Origin of the sequence: Pseudomonas sp. Z18(2022), from assembly GCF_036346535.1 — a bacterium.
Classification (GTDB): domain Bacteria; phylum Pseudomonadota; class Gammaproteobacteria; order Pseudomonadales; family Pseudomonadaceae; genus Aquipseudomonas; species Aquipseudomonas yamanorum_A.
In genome coordinates this window covers 44,921-66,487 of sequence record NZ_JAOTOA010000011.1, presented here as the reverse complement: position 1 = coordinate 66,487, position 21,567 = coordinate 44,921, and the positions used below count along the sequence as shown (strand labels likewise).

At 60.6% G+C, this 21,567-nt stretch carries 16 protein-coding genes and 1 pseudogene; 8 read left to right on the top strand and 9 right to left on the bottom strand.

All coding sequences use genetic code 11. The features are described 5' to 3' along the window. Positions 1–15 precede the first annotated feature (15 nt). Both V3W39_RS20830 and pssA read right to left on the bottom strand, forming a co-directional pair. The gene (locus V3W39_RS20830; protein WP_330213248.1) at positions 16–3,729 is read right to left on the bottom strand and encodes a hypothetical protein; all 3,714 of its coding nucleotides are present in this window, start codon (positions 3,727–3,729) and stop codon (positions 16–18) included. Positions 3,730–3,879: 150 nt separating this feature from the next. Next, on the bottom strand, positions 3,880–5,223 hold the full coding sequence (gene pssA / locus V3W39_RS20825) for a CDP-diacylglycerol--serine O-phosphatidyltransferase (RefSeq protein ID WP_330213247.1): 1,344 nt from the start codon (positions 5,221–5,223) through the stop codon (positions 3,880–3,882). 125 nt (positions 5,224–5,348) lie between these two features. On the opposite strand from pssA, the gene V3W39_RS20820 reads away from it, so the two are divergent. Together V3W39_RS20820 and V3W39_RS20815 are read left to right on the top strand one after the other, a co-directional pair. Next, a complete protein-coding gene (locus V3W39_RS20820) occupies positions 5,349–5,900 on the top strand; it encodes a TetR/AcrR family transcriptional regulator (RefSeq protein WP_330213246.1) in 552 nt (183 codons plus the stop codon). Positions 5,901–5,936: 36 nt separating this feature from the next. Further along, positions 5,937–6,416: a nuclear transport factor 2 family protein gene (locus tag V3W39_RS20815; protein WP_259197354.1), complete on the top strand. Its 480-nt coding sequence runs from the start codon at positions 5,937–5,939 to the stop codon at positions 6,414–6,416. Positions 6,417–6,538: 122 nt separating this feature from the next. On the opposite strand, the gene V3W39_RS20810 is transcribed toward V3W39_RS20815, so the two are convergent. Both V3W39_RS20810 and V3W39_RS20805 read right to left on the bottom strand, forming a co-directional pair. Continuing rightward, positions 6,539–7,699, bottom strand: coding sequence for a PQQ-dependent sugar dehydrogenase (locus V3W39_RS20810; protein ID WP_330213245.1), 1,161 nt, complete (start codon positions 7,697–7,699; stop codon positions 6,539–6,541). A gap of 30 nt (positions 7,700–7,729) precedes the next feature. Continuing rightward, positions 7,730–8,050: a hypothetical protein gene (locus V3W39_RS20805; protein WP_177044109.1), complete on the bottom strand. Its 321-nt coding sequence runs from the start codon at positions 8,048–8,050 to the stop codon at positions 7,730–7,732. A 197-nt stretch (positions 8,051–8,247) separates the two neighbouring features. Between V3W39_RS20805 and ku the strand changes: the two genes are divergently transcribed. Together ku and ligD are read left to right on the top strand one after the other, a co-directional pair. Then, entirely contained in the window at positions 8,248–9,084 is an 837-nt protein-coding gene (gene ku, locus V3W39_RS20800; RefSeq protein ID WP_177044110.1) for a non-homologous end joining protein Ku, read from the top strand. Positions 9,085–9,095: 11 nt separating this feature from the next. Further along, the gene (gene ligD / locus V3W39_RS20795; protein ID WP_330213244.1) at positions 9,096–11,594 is read left to right on the top strand and encodes a DNA ligase D; all 2,499 of its coding nucleotides are present in this window, start codon (positions 9,096–9,098) and stop codon (positions 11,592–11,594) included. An 18-nt stretch (positions 11,595–11,612) separates the two neighbouring features. On the opposite strand, the gene lpxO is transcribed toward ligD, so the two are convergent. Then, a complete protein-coding gene (gene lpxO / locus V3W39_RS20790; protein ID WP_177044112.1) occupies positions 11,613–12,512 on the bottom strand; it encodes a lipid A hydroxylase LpxO in 900 nt (299 codons plus the stop codon). On the opposite strand from lpxO, the gene V3W39_RS20785 reads away from it, so the two are divergent. Next, positions 12,414–12,665 carry a hypothetical protein gene (locus V3W39_RS20785; RefSeq protein WP_177044097.1) on the top strand — a complete coding sequence of 84 codons (252 nt, stop codon included), beginning with the start codon at positions 12,414–12,416 and terminating at the stop codon, positions 12,663–12,665. The two genes, lpxO and V3W39_RS20785, sit on opposite strands and share 99 nt — an antisense overlap. A 110-nt stretch (positions 12,666–12,775) precedes the next feature. On the opposite strand, the gene V3W39_RS20780 is transcribed toward V3W39_RS20785, so the two are convergent. Beyond that, positions 12,776–14,119 (bottom strand): LPS O-antigen chain length determinant protein WzzB, encoded by a 1,344-nt coding sequence (locus V3W39_RS20780; protein ID WP_330213243.1) that lies wholly within the window; start codon positions 14,117–14,119, stop codon positions 12,776–12,778. Positions 14,120–14,669: 550 nt separating this feature from the next. Beyond that, a pseudogene (locus V3W39_RS20775) lies at positions 14,670–14,852 on the bottom strand (SAM-dependent methyltransferase); the annotation flags it as partial. 308 nt (positions 14,853–15,160) lie between these two features. On the opposite strand from V3W39_RS20775, the gene V3W39_RS20770 reads away from it, so the two are divergent. The 3 genes from V3W39_RS20770 to V3W39_RS20760 all read left to right on the top strand — a co-directional run bounded on the left by V3W39_RS20770 (position 15,161) and on the right by V3W39_RS20760 (position 19,589). After that, on the top strand, positions 15,161–16,399 hold the full coding sequence (locus V3W39_RS20770) for an MFS transporter (RefSeq protein WP_177044236.1): 1,239 nt from the start codon (positions 15,161–15,163) through the stop codon (positions 16,397–16,399). Between the two features lie 162 nt (positions 16,400–16,561). After that, on the top strand, positions 16,562–18,151 hold the full coding sequence (locus tag V3W39_RS20765) for an ABC-F family ATPase (RefSeq protein ID WP_177044114.1): 1,590 nt from the start codon (positions 16,562–16,564) through the stop codon (positions 18,149–18,151). A 253-nt stretch (positions 18,152–18,404) separates the two neighbouring features. Continuing rightward, entirely contained in the window at positions 18,405–19,589 is a 1,185-nt protein-coding gene (locus tag V3W39_RS20760; protein WP_177044115.1) for an MFS transporter, read from the top strand. On the opposite strand, the gene V3W39_RS20755 is transcribed toward V3W39_RS20760, so the two are convergent. Then, positions 19,583–20,620 (bottom strand): alpha/beta hydrolase family protein, encoded by a 1,038-nt coding sequence (locus V3W39_RS20755; protein WP_008436172.1) that lies wholly within the window; start codon positions 20,618–20,620, stop codon positions 19,583–19,585. The genes V3W39_RS20760 and V3W39_RS20755 overlap by 7 nt on opposite strands. Before the next feature lie 227 nt (positions 20,621–20,847). Further along, positions 20,848–21,459 (bottom strand): FMN-dependent NADH-azoreductase, encoded by a 612-nt coding sequence (locus tag V3W39_RS20750; protein WP_330213242.1) that lies wholly within the window; start codon positions 21,457–21,459, stop codon positions 20,848–20,850. Between the last annotated feature and the right edge of the window lie 108 nt (positions 21,460–21,567).

Genomic DNA, 21,567 nt, shown 5'->3' with positions numbered 1-21,567 from the left:
CGCAGGCGGCTCCTGTTACGCGGGTGTTTGCGGCTTCGGCATAAAGTGGCGAAGCGGCGTACCCGACAGGCTCCCCGTTTGCAGGTCGACGGCATACCACTTGCCATCATGCTGGCCTGCGACCAGCTCCTCTTGCAGATTTTTTCCTGACTGCCCCTCGACACTGGCCACCGAACGGTGCGCCCAGTTAGCCCTGGCCTGCATACCCGCTGCCGTAATCAGATAACTTTTGAGCTTTTCCTGCGCGGTCACCAGATGCGGGGCCGCCTTGGAAAATTTCAGCGCGCTACCCCCAATCAGCAACGGCAGCTTGGCCAGGCCTCTGGTCGCCGCCACGAGCATTTCCGGGTAACCATCCACAGGGTTGAACACCGCGCTGGCAAACAGCCCCGCATCCCGGGCAAAGTTGAAGGCTCGGTCACTGAACGTTAACGGCGGGCTCTGCCATGCGACTTTCACCGGGTGTGGCCCGGACACAGGCTTGATACGGGCCAGGCTACCCCTCAATGCACTGACTGGCTTCAAGGCCCTGGACGAGCGGATAAGGGCTCGGGCCTGGCTCCCTGCGCCCATCAATAATCCGCCCGCATCAAGCACTAAATTGGCAAAACCCTCGCCGATCTTGCCTTCCGAGAACGCCTTGTACGCTCCAACAAAGGGCACCAGCCCGACCAGGATCGCATGGTCGCGTGCTACGGCCTCACGGTGGTTTTCAAGGGGCAACGGGTTCCTCGCCCGCTCCAGCATTGTGGCCGGACGCTCATAGAAATTGTCTGTGGCGATTTGTTCGACAATGCGCCGGGTTTTTGCCGAGGCATAGGTATCGGGAACAAAAGCATCGGGCGTGACACCCTCCCGAAGCCAGTCGCCGGGCAGGCTGTCGCCCAGGGGTTCAATAATGACATTCGATGAAATGGCCCCCGCCCGGTTTTCTGTTCCCTTGTCGTAAGCGTCGTAATCAAACGGCACGTGGGTGCCCCGTTGCACCCGCAGCATGGTCTCGTGATCCGCACTGATGGTGCCATTCAAGGGCAACGTGTCCGGCAAATCGCTGCGCTTGACGATTTTCCCGGATGCGAACACCTCGAAGTAACTCACACCTTCAACGTCTTCGGCGCGGATCAAGGTGCCTTGGCGGCCCCTGACCTCTTCCAGCCGCTCAGGTTTTTCGCCGGATTTGGGCTCACCGGTCTCGCCACGCAAGGTATAGAGCTGAACCGTGCCCTTCTCTATGCGCTGGCGGTCCTTGAGCGGCAGCTCTGCGAACATCAGCTTCAACCGGGTGGCGTAGGCGGCCTGGAGCTTTTGGTAGTGTGCCGTGACCTGGGGTTTCAACAGCGGGGCCAACGCCGGCAACTGGCTGATCCTGGCATCCAGTGTCTGTTGGGCGGCCTTCACCGCCTCGGGAACCTTATGGGCGTTGACCGCGCTGATGGGCACCTTTCGTGATGCGGAAGGTGGTACGTCGGCATCCAGCAGCCAGACGCCTGGCTTCAGGTCGCCAGTCATGTAAGTGTCGATAATGAGCCGCGTCCTCGGCTCGGAGGGGGCCATGTTTCGCGCGACCCGGTCATCGGCAACCCGCACTTTCATACGTTCCAACTGACGCTCCGAAACCCCGGGAAAAGCGCGCAGCAACTCCTTGATCGCCAGTGCCCTGCGGGTTGGCAACGCCGTGGTCGCGATGGTGAATGCTTCATTGGCCTCGGCACGCTGGGCCAGAAAGCTTTTGGAGGCAGCCTGAATATTTTTCTCAGAGTGACTGCCGTCGGTGCCGGCGGTTATCACGCCATTGAGTACGCCCCAATCCGCCAGGATTTTCATGGCGTGCAGTTGGATCAACGCCTCCTGCGCCGCATCCGTCGGCCCTTGAGTCGTCAGATGAGTGACCTGCTCTTCGCTCATCAACCGGGAAGTACCCGGCTGGCTGAAGTCGGCCAGCTTGCAACCCAGGCGCAGCTCCATCCAGGCCGGCGTGCCGATACGCACTGCGTCTGGTACGCCCCTGACCAGAAACTCCGGTGCCGCCTGGGCCAGAAACAACTGCGCGAGCAGCGGCGCCACCTTCAGCTCGATCCCTTTGCCGATCAGGTGCTGTTCAACGTCCTCGCGCACCGCGCTCAAGGTGCGGCCCTTATTGCCGGGTTGATACAGCGCATAACCGGCCACCTGCCCCGGAATGCCCGGGGCGTCTGGGTCGACCTGCAACTTCAAGGCAGCAATCACCAGGTGTTGGCGCGTTCGCCGTGCCTCGCCTGCATCGGTGGATGCATCGAGCCATTCCACCGCCTCCGCCAATTGCCCGCCCCACTCCAGCGTCCGCGAATTGTTGAGTACGGCTTCCAGGACTTCGCCAGCCTTGTCCCGCAGTGACGCTGGTGTTTCATCATCCAGATGGCCGCTCCAGATGTCCGAGCCGTCAACGGCCAGGTTCGCGAGGATGGTTTTGTCCTCCGTCGACAAGCCTCCCTTGGACCGCGGCGGCGTCAACCATCCGTCATAGTCCCCAAGGGGCGGCGCTGGAGGCAGCGAGGTTTGCAGCCATCGGATCACGTTGCGTATCTGGCCGGCATTCACGGGAGAGCCAAGCCCCTTGGCCGCCACTCGCTGGCGCAGGTCATGCTGGGGTACGGAATACAACGCATTGCCCATGGTGGCGCTCAACGCTACCAACGGACCAAGCTCAGCCTTTAATTGAGGGACAGCTTCGACATAAACCGTCAGATTTCGCCAGCTCCCTAGCGGGGTGCGGCGTTCCAGCCGACCCTCGGAGATCCTGAACGGGTTGCCTTCCCAGTCCGCCGCTTCGCGCGTGAGCAGCGCTTGCATCGCGGGCGAGGCCACCAGTTGATTGAGTTGATCCCGGGCGGCCTCATCGCTGATCGCAAGCGTTGATCCCGGCGGCAGTTCAGTAGGGTGTTCGGACAAATCAACCCGCTCGCCATCGGGCCGATCCTGGACCAATTCCGTCAGCCGTTCGGCCAGATACTGGCGTTCATCAAGCTCGTCAATGGTTTGCCTCGCCCCCTCCAGTGCCTGTTGCATCCGCTGTGCCTGGGGCTGCGTCACCAGCGGCAAGCCCTGCTGGCTCAACTGGTGCTTGAGGCTATTCAGTGCGTCTGAGCTGGCGGGCAGTTCGATCCCGTAGAACTGCAAGACCGTATTGCGGCTGACCCGGGGCGGACTGCCCGGCCTGTAGTTCAAACCGCTGTCCGCCGGGTCCAGCACCTCGCGGATGACCCGCAACCGCGCCGAGACTTGCCACCACCCGGAGTCGTCTGCCGTGGTGTATTTCACCCGGGTTCGGGTGCCGCCGCTCACTACGGTGGCGGCAATGAAATCCCGGTGAACCTCAACCGAACCGGGCTCTATGCCCTTGCGGGCAAACCACTCCACCAGCGACGGCTGATTCAGCACCTCGTGGTAGACATCCAATGCCTGCGACAGCCTGCTGCCTTCTGGCACACCGACTCTCAGATTGCCACTCTGCATCGCCGCCCCCAGCGCCTTGCCCAAGGCGACCTCGGCCGAAGCGGCACGGGACGACACCGGGCTCGCCGGCCCCAGCGTCCATGCCAGGTGATTGGCCGCGGTTTGCGGCAAGGAAGCAGTGGGCGAATCGGTGACGACGGTGCCAGACGCAGGTGCGTGGGAACGAAGCGGTGTGTCGATCAGCCATGGGCGGTGATCGGTCGATGTTGCGCGAGGTGTTACTTGAAGGCTGGGCATAGTGATGCTCTCACGTGCGGTTCCATAAGTAGGAAGAGCCGTGCGTCCTTGAACGGTGAGGCAACGTTAAATGCTGAATTCCCCGGAGGTTATCAGACGTATCCGGCAGGCGCCGTCGAATTGTAACTGGTGCGTGTGGTCTCTATGACGCTAGAGGATCCGATACAACAACCGCTCGATCCGCACCCGGCTGACCCGCCGCAAAAACTTGCCGACGGCCGTCGGGTAGTCCACCAGGGTCTGCAGTTGCTGATAGCGTTCGATACGCGAGGTGTGCTGGAAAATCTCCGCCAGTTCGGTACGCCGTGGCCCCACCCACTCACCCTTCGGATCGTCGATCAGCAAGGCATTTTCCAGGTCGAGGCGAAACGCGCGCGGGTTGAGGTTGTTGCCGGTCAGCAAGGTGTAGCGCTGATCGACCCACATGCCCTTGAGGTGGTAGGTGTTGTCGCCGTCGCGCCACAGGTGCAGGTTGAGTTGGCCGCTGTCGATCATGCGCTGGTGGCGCTTGGCAAAGCGTCGCAGGCTGATTTCGTAGAGATACGGCAACGCCGCGATGACCTTGAACGGCTCGCTCGGCGGGATGTAGAAGTCGTTGGCGGTCTTGTCGCCGACGATGATGTCGATCTTCACCCCGCGCGCCAGGGCGCGGTTGATTTCCCGCGTGACCGGCAGCGGCAGGTTGAAGTAGGGGGTGCAGATGGTCAGTTGGTGCTGGGCACTGGCGATCAGCTCGCAGATCACGCGGCTCAGGGGGTTGTTCTTGCACACGCCCAACAACGGGCTCACCGACAGATTGCCGTTGGGCAACTGCCCCGCCGTGGTGTCGTACACCGCGTGTTTCAGGCGGCTGCGCAGGTCGCCGATGTCGTTGCGCAGGCTGCGGGTGGTCGGCGGGTTGGGCAGGTCCAGGCGGTGCACCGCCTTGGCGGCCACCAGGCCGTGCTCCACCAGGTGCTGCATCGAGTCGGCCAGGGCCTTGTTGTGGATCAGGTGGTAACGGTCATAACGGTATTTGTCGAACTTGTGCAGGTACACGTTGTTCAGGCTGGCGCCGCTGTACAGCACGCTGTCATCGATCACAAAGCCCTTGAGGTGCAACACGCCGAACAGCTCGCGGGTTTGCACCGGCACGCCATACACCGGCACTTCGGTGCTGTGGGACTGGGTCATGGCCTGGTACCAGGCGCTGTTGCCCGGTTGCTTGCCGGCTCCGATCAGGCCGCGCTGGGCACGCAGCGAGTCAACCACCACCACGATGTCCAGCCCGGGGCGCGCGGCCTTGGCGGCGTGCAGCGCGTCGTAGATCTCTTGCCCGGCCTCGTCCTGCTGCAGGTACAACGCCACGATGTAGATACGCTGGGTGGCCTGGGAAATTTTCTCCAGCAGGCAACGACGGTATTGCGCGGCGCCGGACAGCACCTCGATAGCCTCGGGCGTAATGGGAAAACCGCGCAGCTTGGGCAACAGGGAGCGTTTGAATAACGACGGCATAGGGCTCGCAATGGGTCGAATCCGAAGGACTCGAGAGCTTACACCATGGGCTGGCTCAGGTCTTCCCGCCCAGGGTTAAAAATAATTAATTGACCAAGGAGAACGATCGTTCTACTGTGGTTTGCATGAACGATATCACTCGCGACATTATCCTCGACGTCACCGAAAAGTTGATCTACCGCCACGGCATTGCTGCCACCGGCATGGATCTTCTGGTGAAGACCGCCGGCGTCTCCAGAAAGAGCGTCTACCGCTACTTTGCCAACAAGGACGAACTGGTGATCGCCGCCTTGCAGCGCCGCGACGAGCGCTGGATGCACTGGCTGCGCACCGAAGTGGAACGCCACGCCACCACCGGCGAGCGCCTGTTGGGTGTGTTCAGCGCGCTGACAACCTGGTTTGGCTCTGCCGACTTTCGCGGCTGCGCCTTCATCAACACCAGCGGCGAAACCGGCGACCCGCAAGACCCGGTGCGCCTGCTGGCCAAGGCCCATAAACACAAACTGTTCGAGTACCTCCTCGAACTGTGTCAAGCACATGGCACCCCCGACCCGGAACGTCAGGCCGCGCACCTGCTGATCCTGATTGATGGCGCCATTACCGTTGCCCTGGTGATGGGCGACACCACCGCTGCCGATAATGCGCAATCCATGGCGCGAACGTTATTGGCGCTTTGACCCAACGTTCATTTGAACCTGCCCAGGAGCCGTCCCATGTCCTCCAACCCTGAAATACGCCCGCCGCTGCCGCCGTTTACCCGTGAATCGGCGATTGAAAAGGTTCGCCTGGCCGAAGACGGCTGGAACTCCCGTGACCCACAACGAGTATCCCTGGCGTATACCCTGGATACCCAATGGCGCAACCGCGCCGAGTTTGCCCACAACCGCGAAGAAGCCAAGGGTTTCCTGACCCGTAAATGGGCCAAGGAACTGGATTATCGGTTGATCAAGGAGTTGTGGGCGTTTACCGGCAACCGTATCGCAGTGCGTTATGCCTATGAATGGCATGACGACTCCGGCAACTGGTTCCGCTCCTACGGCAACGAGAACTGGGAGTTTGACGAGAATGGCTTGATGGCGAACCGGTTTGCCTGCATCAACGACCTGCCGATCAAGGAAAGCGAACGCAAGTTCCACTGGCCGTTGGGGCGGCGCCCGGATGAACATCCGGGGTTGTCAGAGCTGGGACTGTAAACCTGACGCGATTCACCTGTGGGAGCTGGCTTGCCTGCGATGCAGGCACCTCGGTGTATCAGGCACACCCAGTTGATGCCATCGCAGGCAAGCTAGCTCCCACACAACCCCGGTGGTCTACGTCAGTCCTGGTTAAGGCCCACCCGATACAACACGCCATTGTCTTCATCCGTGAGCACATACAGGTAACCATCCGGTCCCTGGCGCACATCGCGGATCCGCGCTTTCAACCCGCCCAGCAGACGCTCTTCGTGGATGACCTTGTCACCATCGAACTGCAAGCGAATCAACTCCTGGCTGACCAGTGCACCAATAAACACGTTGTGCTGCCAGGCCTTGAAACGGTCCGCATCGTAGAACGCCATGCCACTCACGCCCGGTGATTTCTCCCACACGTGGTGCGGCGGGACGGTGCCCTCGACGGTCTTGCCCTTGGCCTCGGGAATCGGCGTCAGGGAATAGTTGATGCCATGGGTTGCCAGCGGCCAGCCGTAGTTTTTGCCACGCTCGATGATGTTGATTTCATCCCCGCCGCGCGGACCATGTTCGTTCTCCCACAGCGTGCCGCTCCACGGGTTGAGTGCAGCGCCTTGGGGGTTACGCTGGCCGTAGGACCAGATTTCCGGCCTTACACCTTCCTGGCCGACGAAGGGGTTGTCTTCCGGTACACGACCGTCAGGGAAGATCCGCACCACCTTGCCTTGCAGCTTGTCCAGGTCCTGGGCGGTGGGACGATCGTTGTTTTCCCCCAGGGTCACGAACAGGTAACCGTCACGGTCAAACACCAGCCGCGAGCCGAAGTGATTGCCCGTGGACAGCTTGGGCTCCTGGCGCAGGATCACCTTGAAATCCTGCAGGCCGCTGAGGTCATCGCTCAAGCGCCCACGCCCGACTGCCGTGCCGGCGGTGCCATTCTTGCCGCCGCCTTCGGCGTAGGACAGGTACACCAGGCGGTCCTCTTTGAAGTCCGGCGACAGCACCACATCCAGCAAACCGCCCTGCCCTTTGGCAAACACCTTCGGCACGCCACTCAGGGGCGCGGACAGCTTGCCGTCCGGGCTGACAAACCGCAGGTTGCCGGGGCGCTCGGTCACCAGGAAGCCTTGCTTGTCCGGCAGGAACGCCACCGCCCACGGATGATCCAGGCCCTTGGCTATCGGAGTGACCGTAATGCTCCCCTGTTCACTGGGGAACTGTTGGGTGTCGGCCGCCGAAACGGGCAGCGCCAGGGGCAGCAAGGCGGCGGCGCAGACGGTCGCTAGAAGGGTTTTGCGTAGAAACATACGGTGGGTTTCCTTGTCGTGTTGACACACTCAATCGCCGCGATTGCCATTGGCATCGCGGGTGGGAGCCTTGGGCTGGATGGCCGGCGGGGTCTGCGCGCTGTCGCGACGCTGGACGCTGTTGCCGATGCCGCCGTTTTGCAGGGTGGGTGGCCGTTGCGCCGGTGGAATGTAGGTGCCCCGCGCAGCCGGTGCGTTGGGCTGGGTGCCCTGCATGCTGTTGGGGTTGGCCTGGTGAATAGGGCCGTTGTAGGGGTTGTTGCTTCTGCCGGGCAGGTTTTGCGCCTGTGCCAACGAGCTCAAGGCCAGGCCCAACGCCAATACGGCAAGGTGACGCAAACGGGTGTTCATGACAAAGCCTCTCTGGGCGCGAGGAGTACGTGCTTTCGATAACACGCTACGCCTAGGGTTCGGCTTTGGTAACTAAATAGTTTCTCATCAGGTGTAACACGATCTGTCTGAAACCCGCTGCCAGCCGGCTGGCCAGGGAAACTTTTGCCGAACCCGCCGTGTCACCTGAAGACCCCCACACGCTCAGGAAAACCGACATGCCACGGGCTATCTGGAAAGGCGCAATCAGTTTCGGCTTGGTACACATCCCGGTGTCGCTGGTCTCGGCGACGTCTTCCCAAGGCGTCGACTTCGACTGGCTGGACAAGCGCAGCATGGACCCGGTGGGTTACAAGCGCGTCAACAAGGCCACCGGCAAGGAAGTCACCAAGGACAACATCGTCAAGGGCGTGGCCTACGAGAAAGGCCGCTACGTGATCCTCAGCGAAGACGAAATCCGCTCGGCCCACCCCAAATCCACCCAGACCATCGAAATCATCGCGTTTGTGGCCAGCGATCAAATTCCCTTGCAGAACATCGATACGCCCTACTTCCTGGCGCCCGACAAGCGTGGCGGCAAGGTCTACGCGCTGTTGCGGGAAACCCTGAAGAAAACCCGCAAGGTCGCCCTGGCCAACGTGGTGCTGCACACCAAGCAACACCTGGCGGCGCTGATGCCGCTGGAATCGGCCCTGGTGCTGGTGATGCTGCGCTGGCCCGCCGAAGTGCGCGGCCTGGACGAGCTGGAACTGGGCAGCGATGTGACCAAGCCAACCCTGGCCAAGGGCGAGCTGGACATGGCCAAGCGCCTGGTGGAAGACATGAGCGCCGACTGGCAGCCCGACGAATACCGCGACAGCTTCCAGGACAAGATCATGGCGTTGGTGGCGAAGAAAGCCAAGGCCGGCAAGATCGAAGACGTGGAGTCCAGCGAAGGCGTGGATGAACGTAAATCCGCCGATGTGATTGACCTGACCGAGCTGCTCAAACGCAGCCTGGCGGGCAAGAGCCCAGCGAAGAAACCTGCCGCGAAAAAACCCCGCAAGGCTTCATGAGGTAGACCGCCATGGCCAAGCCCCTGAGTGAATACAACGCCAAGCGCGACTTCGAAGTCACCGCAGAACCCGCCGGCAGCGCGCCCCGCGGCCGGAGCCGGGCGCAGGCCCTGTCGTTCGTGATTCAGAAGCACGATGCGCGCAACCTGCATTACGATTTTCGCCTGGAACTCGATGGCGTGCTCAAAAGCTGGGCGGTGCCCAAGGGGCCGAGCCTCGACCCGAGCCAGAAGCGCTTGGCCGTGCATGTGGAAGACCACCCCTTGGGCTACGGCAGTTTCGAAGGCAGTATTCCCGCCGGCCAATACGGCGCCGGCGATGTGATCGTGTGGGACCGCGGCGTGTGGCAGCCCCACGACGACCCGCGCAAAGCCTACGCCGCAGGCAAGCTCAAATTCACCTTGATCGGCGAAAAACTGGCCGGCGACTGGACCCTGGTGCGCACGCGACTCAAGGGCAGTGGTGACAAGGAACAGTGGCTGTTGATCAAGGAAAACGATCAGCAGGCACGCCCGGTGGCTGACTACGATGTAGTGCTGGCCGAACCTAAAAGCGTACTGAGTGACGCCACGGTGGGCCGCGAGAAAAAAACCGTCGCCTCGAAGAAAACCACGCGCAAATCTTCAGCCGCCCTGCCCGACCAGTTCGCGCCACAGCTGGCGACCCTGGTGGACCATGCGCCTGACGGGGACTGGGTGTACGAGATCAAGTTCGACGGCTACCGGATCCTGGCGCGCATTCGCGGCGGCGAGGTCCGGCTGTTCACCCGCAATGGCCATGACTGGACCGATCGCCTGCCACGCCAGGCCAAGGCCCTGGAAGCACTGAAACTCAAGGACAGCTGGCTGGATGGCGAGGTCGTCAGCCTGAACGCGGAGGGGTTGCCGGATTTCCAGGCGTTGCAAAACGCCTTTGATATCGGCCGCAGCCTGGACATCGTCTATTACTTGTTTGATGCGCCGTTCCTGGAAGGTCGCGACCAGCGCGAAGCCGCCGTCGAAACTCGCCGTGCCGCACTGAAAGACGTACTGAACCGCAGCAAAAGCAAGTTGCTGCGCTTCTCCGAATCATTCGCCGCCAACCAGCGGGATATCTTCGAAAGCGCCTGTGACCTGGCCCTGGAAGGCGTGATCGGCAAACGCGCCGGCAGCCCGTACGTGTCCAAGCGCAGCCCGGACTGGATCAAGCTCAAGTGCCGGCTGCGCCAGGAATTCGTGATCGTCGGGTTCACTCGCCCACAAGGTTCACGCAGCGGGTTTGGCGCGTTGCTGCTGGCAGTCAACGACGACACGGGCCTGGTGTATGCCGGGCGCGTGGGCACGGGGTTTGATCAAGCCGCGTTGAAGAAGATCAGTGAGCAATTGAAGGCGCTGGAGCGCGATGCTTCACCGCTGGCCAAGCCGCTGACGAGCGCCCAGGCCCGTGGCGTGCATTGGGTCGAACCGCAACTGGTTGGCGAAGTGCAATTTGCCGAATGGACCCGTGAGGGCGTGGTGCGCCAGGCGGCATTTGTTGGGCTGCGCACCGACAAGCCGGTCGGGCAGATTGTTCATGAGCAGCCGCGAGCAGCCAAGTCGCTGAAGGAAAAACCACGCAAAAAGGCAGCTGAAGCCAGCGCAGCGGCCGGGGTCAAGATCACCCATCCGGATCGGGTGATCGACACCCAAAGCGGTACACAAAAACTGCAACTGGCACAGTTCTATGAAGGGATCACCGAGTGGATCCTGCCGTATTTGCGCAACCGTCCCGTGTCCCTGCTGAGGGCGCCGGAAGGCATTGCCGGCGAACAGTTTTTCCAGAAGCATTCCGAGCGCCTGGCGATCCCGAATATCAAGCAACTGGACCAGGCCCTGGACCCGGGCCATGCACGGCTGATGGAAATCGACAGCCCGGCCGCGCTGATCGGCGCCGTACAAATGGGTACCGTTGAGCTGCACACCTGGGGCGCAACCACCGACAAGATCGAAACCCCGGACCTGTTTGTACTCGACCTCGACCCCGACCCGGCACTGCCGTGGAAAAGCATGCTCGAAGCGGCCCAGTTGACCCTGTCGGTGCTGGATGAATTGGGGCTTGAAGCCTTCGTCAAGACCAGCGGCGGCAAAGGCCTGCATCTGGTGGTGCCACTGGCGCGCCGGGACAACTGGGACACCGTAAAAGCCTTTGCCAAAGCGATCGCCCAGTTCATGACAGAGCAATTGCCGGAGCGTTTTACTGCAACGTCAGGCCCTAAAAATCGGGTCGGCAAGATCTTCATCGACTACCTGCGCAACGCCCGTGGCGCCAGTACGGTAGCCGCCTATTCGGTGCGGGCACGGCCAGGCCTGCCGGTGTCGGTGCCAGTAAGTCGTGATGAGTTGAAAAGTTTGCAGGGTGCCCAGCAATGGACGGTGGCCAATCTGCATGAACGCTTGCAGGGTTTGAAGAAGGATCCGTGGGCGGGTTACGCCAACCGGCAGAAGATCAGCAAGAAGATGTGGGACAAGCTGGGCGCGCATCCGCCAGGTTGATGCGCGCTGCCGCCCGATTCAGATCAGGATGAAGATCAACGCCAGGCCGGCGAAGATCGCCCACTTTTCCAGGTAATAACGCGTACGGTTGCGCTTCTTCAGTTCCTTGCCCCGCAGGCGGATCTTGTACAGGCGGGTAAAGGCACGGTTCAGGCCACCGGTCTTGTCACCGGCATCGTTGGGCGACCCGGCGGCGGCCATCACGTTGCGGCTGAACCAGCGGTTGAAGGCGGCCGCCCAGCGGTACTTCATCGGACGCTCGATGTCGCAGAACAGAATGATGCGGTTCTGCTGCGTGGTATTTTCGGCGTAGTGGATGAACGTCTCGTCAAACATCACCGCTTCGCCGTCGCGCCAGTAGTAGTTTTCACCGTCGACGTTGATGTAGCAGCCCGGGTCATTTGGCGTGTCCAGGCCCAGGTGATAACGGTAGGAGCCGGCGTACGGGTCACGATGGCGTACCAGCTTGGACCCCGGCGGCAGCTCGGCAAACATCGCGGCCTTGATCGTTCCGATGCTTTGCACCAGTTCGGTGGTGCGCGGGCACAGCTTCATCGCCGAAGGATGGCTGTCGCCGTACCATTTCAAATAGAAGCGCTTCCAGCCCGTCTTGAAGAACGAATTGAAACCCACGTCGTTGTATTGGTCGGAGCGCTTGATCTCGCCGGCCCGCAGCAGGTTCTGGCCTTCCTGGCGAATTTCTTCCCAGTGCTCCTGCAACGGGCTCAGGTCTGGAAAGTCGCTGGGAGACAAGTACGGTCGGCTGGGCAGTTTGGAGAAGAGGTAGAGAAAGCAATTCACCGGAGCCAGGAAGGTCGAGTGATCGCTGAGCTGGCGGCCCAGCTTGTGTCGCACCCGGCCACGCAGGTGAACATACGCAATGGACAAAACGTAGAGAGCAACAATGATGAGTTTCAAGGTATTCGTCACAAGTCAGAAGAGAACAGGCTGCTCCTGCGTGCCCACGACGGCCGAGGATTGAAGATGCAGCACCTGAAATCACAATTCAAAAACAGGCAACATGACCGGCTGGGTGACAATCCGGATCATGGCCATTGGCAGCTATTTTAGCCACACTTTGTAACCAAAGGTTAATCAAGAATTGTGAAAAGGTGTCCATTGAGTGTGCTGGACAGCGTGGGAGCGGGCTTGCCAGACGGCAAGCCCGAGGGCGGTGGGTGTTAAATATGGGGTTCGCCATCCTTGCGTGGACGCTGGGAAAACCGATTGTCGTCCTGCAGCGAATAAGCCACAGCTTCACGGCGTGTCGAGATGAAATGACGGCCCAGCGCTATCAACACACCCACCATCAATCCCGCAACCAGGCTCAGCAGGATAACCAGGGTTTTTTTAGGCTTGATCGGGCTGAGCGGCTCCTGGGCACGTCGGTCGATAGTGACCAGTTTCAGGGAGCTCATGTCGATATTGAGGCCGCGTAACCGCGCGACTTCCGCTCGTAATGGTTCAACATCCTGCAAGAAAATGTCTTCATTCCCGCGCTTTTTCAGTACTTCCACTTCGCGGTTGACCTGCAGCATCTGTAACTCCTTACCAATCTCCGCAATGCGACTGTTGGTAAAGTCATCGTTGGTGCGCGCCTGCAGGGCCGTGCGCTCCGCCTCAAGCGCCTCTGTACCCAAAAAGTACAGCGGGATTTTCTGATTATTGACCTCAGTGCGCATCACTTGATTCGAGCCGCTACGCGAGGCGTCCGCCATCGAGGAGGGGGTAGTCGGTGTCTTGATGCCCATCGATTTGGCAATGGAAATGGCCTCAGCCAGCTCTGCCAGTCGATCCGTTCTCTCGATTTTCATCTGCAGGCGCAGGGCAACCAACTCGTCCTCCAACTGGGCCCGCTTGAGCCGATCCGCTTCAAGCAGCTTGGCAATCTTGGACTCCTTATCGGTTTCGTAATTGGAACGCGCCGCGTCAATCTTGCCCTTGAGTTCGTTCAAGCGGTTATTGACGATCACCTTCAGGTCAGCGCCGACTTGGGCACGTTCCGAATCAATGGCGTAATCCACAAAACCGTTGAGAATCGCCACCCCGTCAATGTCTCTGGGGTACTGCAACTCAAGCCGGATATAGTTGCTCAGGGAGTCGGCTTTTTTAGGATCAGGCAGGCTCAGATTGATGGAGTTTCGGTTGAACTCTTCAAAACTCTGCTCCAGGCTTTGCCCAGGCTTCTGGACCGCCTTGAACAGGTCCTCGTGGGTTTTAAAGAACCCCAGGCGAGCTTCATAGGAATCCAGCTGTGCCCCCACTTTGTTCAGGGCGTCGGCCGGGGGCAGCTTATAGACTTCGGAGCGGTTCAGTGCATCCAGTTCGTTGATGGCGGCGGGACGCAGCACACTGCTGACCTGATATTCCCGCGGTGCCAGAAATGCGTACCCAACCCCCAGGACACCCGCCAGAATCGTACATCCCAGCACCACCTTTTTTTGCCGCCAGATACCGTGAAACACTTCAAACAGATCAATTTCGTCCGATGCCGCATGAGCTTGGAGCCGAGGAATTTTATTCAAAACTGATACACCTTAAAAAAGTCGACAGTCAACGGCCGCACATGTTCGTGAAATACTGAATAACCATGCGCAAAACAGGGACAACGCCCTGTACACCCAACACACACGGTCTGTAGATGTGTCATCGGACCACCCCAGACCCGGAAAAGTCCCACACGAGTAGAGATTGTTTTCGTTCAGATACTTAGATGTCATTCCCGATGCGCTGAGCGTAGACCAGCTTGTAAAGAATGGTGTCCGAAGCGGGCTACAAAATAGCGCTAAATACGCGTGATTATTAGGAAATCTCGTACGCAGCTTTGAGAATTCAGACAATTCTCACAAAATCGTTTCAGTTAGTCCTTCAGACAGGGTTAACCCATGACCTTGACTGGTCATTTCTTAACCAAAAAAGAAATTTAAAGGCTGCCGGGCAGGCAAAAAAAAGCCCGCGATGAGGGCGGGCCAAGGTATTCACTGGAGTAGGTAGCCTTCACCCTACAGGTCGATAAGTGAAGGCCATGTGAAAACTATGTCGCAAGAACAGGTTGCCGGCCTTGCAGCCAGCCAGTCACGCCGGGCGCTTGATGGCAGTCAGGGTGTAGCACAGCGGCAGTTGCGCGGGCTGGTGTTCATACTGGTCGTAGAGTTCCTCGCGATTGGAGTGCGCGAACTCCTGCAGATGGCTGATCTGCAACCCGTCGGCGATGGCACCGCTGACGATCTCTCCCCATGTGTGCACAAACCAGTAGGAGGCAAACTTTTTAGTCATTGCGACAAAAGAAGTTCGCCCTACACCAAAAGCCTCGCCATCCCTGAACCGGTAAAGAGCCTTCACTGTAGGGCGAACGGACGGAAAATAAGCCAGGCTTATGGGATGTTCAACTGTTAACAATAAAATCCCCTGAAAAAACCTCCGCCAGCGCTATTTTTCGATGCAATTGGCTCCACTTTGTAAATGTTTGTGCTTGCGCCGCCGTGGGCGCGTGACGCCCACGGCAGAACTATACGTTCATGCCATGGGTCACTATCGCTACCGACCTCGCCCTTGAAGACTGTGCCATGGCCACTCGCTCTGACCTGCGCAACACCTTGTCCCTGGACAGCCTGAACTTCTTCCTGGCCGACGTGCGTGACGGGCTGGGACCTTACCTGGCGATTTATCTGCTGGCCGTGCATCACTGGGACCCCGCCAGTATCGGCGTGGTGATGACCCTCGCCGGCATCGCCGCCCTGCTCACCCAGACGCCAGCCGGCGCCTTGATTGACCGAACCCGCAGCAAGCGCGCAGTGATCGTGATCGCAGCCCTTTTGGTGACCGCCAGTTGCCTGCTCCTGCCCTTCGTCAGCTCCTTCAGCCTGGTGGCGCTGACCCAGGCGGCCAGTGCGGCAGCAGCTTCGGTGTTCGCACCCGCCATCTCGGCGATTTCCCTTGGCATCACCGGGCCGCGGGCCTTCACCCGCCGCACCGGCCGCAATGAAACGTTCAACCACGCCGGTAACGCGGTGGCCGCCCTCCTCGCCGGCGGGTTTGCCTACCTGTTTGGCCCGGTGGCGGTGTTCTACTTGATGGCGGTCATGGCGGTGGCCAGCGTGATCGCGGTCAGTTGCGTGTCGGCCGAGGCGATCGACCACGAGGTGGCGCGGGGCTTCGACCCGTCCCACAGCGCCGAACATGAACAGCCGTCGGGGATCGCGGTGCTACTGGCCAACAGGCCATTGCTGCTGTTCGCCATCTGCTGCGCACTGTTTCACCTGGCCAATGCCGCCATGTTGCCGCTGGTGAGCCAGAAGCTGGCGCAGATCAACCTGCAAATGGCCACCCCGCTGACCTCGGCCTGCATTGTTGCGGCGCAGCTGGTGATGGTGCCGGTGGCCTGGCTGGTGGGGGTGAAAGCCGATGTGTGGGGGCGCAAGCCGCTGCTGCTGGCCGGCTTCATGATTCTGCCACTGCGGGGCGTGCTGTATACGCTGTCCAATGATCCCTATTGGCTGGTGGCAGTACAGATGCTCGACGGCGTCGGGGCCGGGGTTTTTGGTGCGCTGTTTCCGGTGATTGTCAAAGACCTCACCCAGGGCACCGGGCGTTTCAATGTCAGCCTGGGGGCGCTGTCCACTGCATTCGGCCTCGGGGCCGCGCTGAGCAGCAGCCTGGCGGGTTTCGTGGTGCAGTGGGCTGGATACAACGCCGCTTTCCTGACCCTGGCGGGTGTGGCCGCCGTCGCGTTGGGCCTGTTGTGGGTGGCAATGCCGGAGACCCGGGTGAATCCATCCTTGCAGCGCCATACAACTCCCGCCTGACATATGCGACAATGCGCGCCAAATTCCAACATGCACCCATTTTTCTGCTCAGCGACTGGGCCTCAAGCCTTGATGTCGCTGCCGACGTATGCCCGTTGGCCTGGGCCACAAAATGGGCCCGGCTCAAATTAGCGCACTCCAAGCTATTGATAGGTAAAGTAATTGATCTCCACAGCTAACATCACCATGCAGTTCGGCGCCAAGCCGCTCTTTGAGAACGTTTCGGTCAAGTTCGGCGCAGGTAACCGTTATGGCCTGATCGGTGCCAACGGTTGCGGCAAGTCGACCTTCATGAAAATCCTCGGTGGTGACCTCGACCCATCGGGCGGCCAGGTCATGCTGGAGCCGAACGTGCGCCTGGGTAAGCTGCGCCAGGACCAGTTCGCCTACGAAGAATTCACCGTACTCGACACCGTGATCATGGGTCACGAAGAGCTGTGGAAGGTCAAGGCCGAGCGCGACCGCATCTACTCGCTGCCGGAAATGACCGAAGACGACGGCATGGCCGTTGCTGAACTGGAAACCGACTTCGCCGAGATGGACGGCTACACCGCCGAATCGCGCGCTGGCGAGTTGCTGCTGGGCCTGGGTATCGGCATCGAGCAGCACAACGGCCCGATGAGCGAAGTGTCGCCAGGCTGGAAGCTGCGTGTGTTGCTGGCCCAGGCACTGTTTTCCGATCCGGAAGTGTTGCTGCTCGACGAGCCAACCAACCACCTGGACATCAACACCATTCGCTGGCTGGAAAACATCCTGACCCAGCGTAACAGCCTGATGATCATCATCTCTCACGACCGTCACTTCCTGAACAGCGTCTGCACCCACATGGCCGACCTGGACTACGGCGAGCTGCGCCTGTTCCCGGGCAACTACGACGAATACATGACCGTGGCGACCCAGTCCCGCGAGCAGTTGCTGTCGGACAACGCCAAGAAGAAAGCCCAGATCTCCGAGCTGCAATCGTTCGTGAGCCGCTTCTCGGCCAACGCCTCGAAAGCCAAGCAGGCCACCTCCCGCGCCAAGGCGATCGACAAGATCCAGCTGGCCGAAGTCAAGCCGTCGAGCCGCGTCAGCCCGTTCATCCGCTTTGACCAGACCAAGAAGCTGCACCGCCAGGCGGTCATCGTCGATCGCATGGCCAAAGGCTTTGACGGCAAGACCTTGTTCAAGGACTTCAGCTTCCAGGTTGAAGCCGGCGAGCGCGTGGCAATCATTGGCCCGAACGGTATCGGCAAGACCACCCTGCTGCGCACCCTGGTCAACGAACTGACCCCGGATGCAGGCACCGTGAAGTGGACCGACGCCGCTGAACTGGGCTACTACGCCCAGGACCACGCTTCGGACTTCGAAGACGAATCCAACCTGTTCGATTGGATGGGCCGCTGGACCAAGGAAGGCGAGCAAGTGGTTCGCGGCACCCTGGGCCGCATGCTGTTCTCCAACGACGAGATCCTCAAGTCGGTGAAGGTGATTTCCGGTGGTGAGCAAGGCCGCATGCTGTTCGGCAAGCTGATCCTGCAAAAGCCGAACGTGCTGATCATGGACGAACCGACCAACCACTTGGACATGGAATCCATCGAGGCGCTGAACCTGGCGCTGGAAAACTACGCGGGCACGCTGATCTTCGTCAGCCATGACCGTGAGTTCGTATCGTCCCTGGCGACCCGCATCATCGAGCTGAGCCCGAGCGGCGTGATCGACTTCAGCGGTACTTATGACGACTACCTGCGTAGCCAAGGCGTGGTTTTCTAAGCACCGCCTGCCGTAGAAACGCCAAAGCCCCGTCCAGTGTGACGGGGCTTTTTCATTTCAGGGGCGCACATTGTGGCGAGGGAGCTTGCTCCCGCTGGGGTGCGAAGCGCCCCCAGAAGTTTGCGACTGCTACGCAGTCGAACGGGAGCAAGCTCCCTCGCCACAGGTTCTCGCGGAAAATTAGATAGCCTGCTTCCTTTTGCTCCGGGCCCTTGCCATTATGCGCTCACCGCCCGCCCGCGAACGAGTCCCCATGCCTGCCCCACAGCCCGCCGCCCCCAGCTCCCTGTCGATCACCCTGCAGATCGTCTCCATCGTTTTCTACACCTTTATCGCGTTCATCTGCATCGGCCTGCCGATTGCGGTGATTCCGGGCTACGTCCATGGCGAACTGGGCTTCAGCGCGGTAATCGCCGGGATAACCATCGGCTCTCAATACCTGGCAACGCTGCTCAGCCGCCCCATGGCGGGCCGCATGTCCGACAATGTCGGCACCAAGCGCGCCATCGTGCTGGGCTTGAGCGGGATCCTGCTGAGCGGTGTGCTGACGTTTATCGCCACGCTGGTGCAAAGCCTGCCATTGCTGAGCCTCGGCATCTTGATCGTCGGCCGCCTGTTGCTGGGCGTGGCCCAGGGCCTGATCGGCGTCGGCACCATCAGCTGGTGCATGGGCGCGGTGGGCGCCGAACACACCGCGCGCTCGATCTCGTGGAACGGTATCGCCTCCTACGGCGCAATTGCGATTGGCGCGCCGCTGGGCGTGGTGATGGTTGCCGATTACGGCTACACCAGCCTCGGGATCGCGCTCACGGTGCTATCGGCCCTGGGCCTGCTGCTGATCCGCAATAAACCCTCGGTGCCCGTGGTACGCGGCGAGCGCCTGCCGTTCTGGGCCGTGTTCGGACGCATTGCGCCGTTTGGCGCCAGCCTTTGCCTGGCATCGATCGGCTACGGCACCCTCACCACCTTTATCACCCTGTACTACCTGAGCCGTGGCTGGACTGGCGCCGCCTGGTGCCTCACGGTATTTGGCGTGTGTTTTATTCTGTCGCGCCTGGTGTTTATCTCCGCCATCAACCGCTTTGGTGGGTTCACCGCGGCGATTGCCTGCATGACCATCGAAACCCTCGGCCTTACGCTGCTGTGGCTGGCACCGTCCACCGGCGTGGCGTTGATTGGCGCCGGGCTGACCGGCTTTGGGTTATCACTGGTGTACCCGGCGCTGGGCGTGGAGGCGATCAAGCAGGTGCCCAACAGCAGCCGGGGCGCCGGGTTGAGTGCGTATGCAGTGTTTTTTGATCTGGCGCTGGCAATTGCCGGGCCGGTGATGGGCGCGGTGGCGTTGAACCTGGGCTATTCGTGGATCTTCTTCTGCGCCGCCCTGCTCTCGGTCACCGGCCTGGGCCTGACCTTGATGCTCAAGCGCCGCGCTTACTGATCAGCCGTCTGCAAGCCCGCCCGGGTGGATTGCCCCAGGGTGTGATTGAAGAACCGCCCGGCCTCGGAAATCAGGTCACGGTGGATGCTTTCACGGTCAACCCCGTCCGCATCGGTGCACATGGCGGGCATCGCGGCCAGTTGGCTCTCATCGCAAGGGGCCATGAACACGAAGTGCCCTGCCCCGGCCAACAGCTTGAAGTCCGGCGGTTCCGGCAGCTTGCGCGCCAGGGCCTCGGCGTTCTTGTCCACGGCCACCAGCTTGTCGCCATCGCCACTGTAGAGCAGCACCGGCACATGCACGTCTGCCAGGGTATGGCGACCAAACATCAGGCTCAATGGCGCCATCAACATCAAGGCGTGGATGCGCGGATCTGCCTGGGGTTGCAGGTCGTCACGGTCGACGATCAGTTCGCCCTTGGTTGTGCAGGCATCGCGATCTTCTGGGCGTTGCTGGCAATAGCGGCGCAGGCGGTCCAGGTCGGGTTTGGCACCGGCGAGGATCAGCGCGGTCTCGCCACCGGCCGAGTAACCGATGACGCCCACCTGGTCGACGTTGACGAACGGCGACAGCATCGGGTCGCCGAGGGTGGCGGTGATGGCTTCGGAAATCTGGATCGGGCGCCCATACAGGTTGCTCAAGGTGCCCAGGCGGCTGTGATCCTTGTAGTTGTCGCCCGGGTGCAGCACCGCCACCACCACAAAACCCTTGCGTGCCAGAGAGGTGGCAAGGTCGTGCAAGGCGAGCGGCGTGCCAGTGTTGCCGTGGGACAGCATCAACATCGGAAAGCGGCCGATGGCGATCTTCGAGTCTTCAGTGGCGGCAATGTGATAAGCGCCCACCTGGGTGGTGTGTTCCAGGCCCGTGGACGGATAGAACGCGACGGCTTTCATCGGCTGCAGGTCCAGCGGGTCGAGAAACGTCATGCGGTGAAAGCCCACACTCCAATGAGGGTGCGGCGCAGGCGCGGCTTGCACTGAAATCAGGCCGCCGAGCAGGGAAAGAACCAAGACTGCACAAAGACGCATCATGGGGATGTCCACCTTTGTTGCGTAAGCCCGCGTAGCTATTGAAATATCCATGGTTCAGGCGCTCGGACTGGCAGGGTTTACCCATGCGTGCATAACCTGGGCCAAAGTAGTGACAGCGGGTAAACGAAAAAACTCCGTACTCCGATCGCTTTTCAGGCGAGCAGAATACAGAGTTTAGGCGCCTCGGATCAGATTGATATCGAGGAGCAGCAAAATTTACACAAGTCTTACGCGGCAGCGAACAATTGTTCGTTGATGACTACGTTGGCGTCGCTGATAGCCTTGTTGCGCACTTCTTCGCCGTAGCCCAGGCCGTGAGCGCGGACGATTTCGATGTCGGTGATACCGAGGAAACCCAGCAGCACTTTCAAGTAGTCTTCGTGCGCCACACCGGTAGGCTGGCCAACATGCAGGCCGCCGGATGTCGACACGATGATGACTTTCTTGCCACCGGCCAGGCCTTCAGGGCCGTTTTCGGTGTAGCGGAAAGTCTGGCCGGCAACGGCGATACGGTCGATCCACGCCTTGAGCTGGGTCGGAATGGTGAAGTTGTACATCGGCGCAGCCAATACAATCGCGTCGGCGGCGAGGAATTCGGCAAGGGTGTTGGCACTCAGCTCGGCTTCGTGCTTCTGCACGGCATCACGCAATTCGGCAGCGGTGCCCAGTGCACCCAGGGTCACGCCGGAAAAGTGGTTGATGCCTTCGCCAGCCAAGTCACGGTAGGTCACTTCAACGCCTGGCTCGACTGCTTGCCAGGTCTTGACGACGCCGGCGCTCAACTGACGGGAAACCGAGTTGTCGCCGAGGATGCTGGAATCGATATGCAACAGTTTCATGGGTTATCTCCAAGTAAGCATCGCCAGGGGCGACGGAATGGAAATAAGCCTACAGATGAAACCAATCGACGATTAGTCGGACAGAATGCGATTGTTTGTCCCACTGAC

Excerpts from the sequence above, each read along its gene's own strand:
- ku (WP_177044110.1), top strand. The coding sequence starts at position 8,248 with ATGCCACGGGCTATCTGGAAAGGCGCAATCAGTTTCGGCTTGGTACAC.
- V3W39_RS20760 (WP_177044115.1), top strand. The coding sequence starts at position 18,405 with ATGCCTGCCCCACAGCCCGCCGCCCCCAGCTCCCTGTCGATCACCCTG.
- V3W39_RS20810 (WP_330213245.1), bottom strand. The coding sequence starts at position 7,699 with ATGTTTCTACGCAAAACCCTTCTAGCGACCGTCTGCGCCGCCGCCTTG.
- ligD (WP_330213244.1), top strand. The coding sequence starts at position 9,096 with ATGGCCAAGCCCCTGAGTGAATACAACGCCAAGCGCGACTTCGAAGTC.
- V3W39_RS20815 (WP_259197354.1), top strand. The coding sequence starts at position 5,937 with ATGTCCTCCAACCCTGAAATACGCCCGCCGCTGCCGCCGTTTACCCGT.
- V3W39_RS20830 (WP_330213248.1), bottom strand. The coding sequence starts at position 3,729 with ATGCCCAGCCTTCAAGTAACACCTCGCGCAACATCGACCGATCACCGC.
- V3W39_RS20820 (WP_330213246.1), top strand. The coding sequence starts at position 5,349 with ATGAACGATATCACTCGCGACATTATCCTCGACGTCACCGAAAAGTTG.
- V3W39_RS20750 (WP_330213242.1), bottom strand. The coding sequence starts at position 21,459 with ATGAAACTGTTGCATATCGATTCCAGCATCCTCGGCGACAACTCGGTT.
- V3W39_RS20770 (WP_177044236.1), top strand. The coding sequence starts at position 15,161 with ATGGCCACTCGCTCTGACCTGCGCAACACCTTGTCCCTGGACAGCCTG.
- pssA (WP_330213247.1), bottom strand. The coding sequence starts at position 5,223 with ATGCCGTCGTTATTCAAACGCTCCCTGTTGCCCAAGCTGCGCGGTTTT.
- V3W39_RS20755 (WP_008436172.1), bottom strand. The coding sequence starts at position 20,620 with ATGATGCGTCTTTGTGCAGTCTTGGTTCTTTCCCTGCTCGGCGGCCTG.
- V3W39_RS20805 (WP_177044109.1), bottom strand. The coding sequence starts at position 8,050 with ATGAACACCCGTTTGCGTCACCTTGCCGTATTGGCGTTGGGCCTGGCC.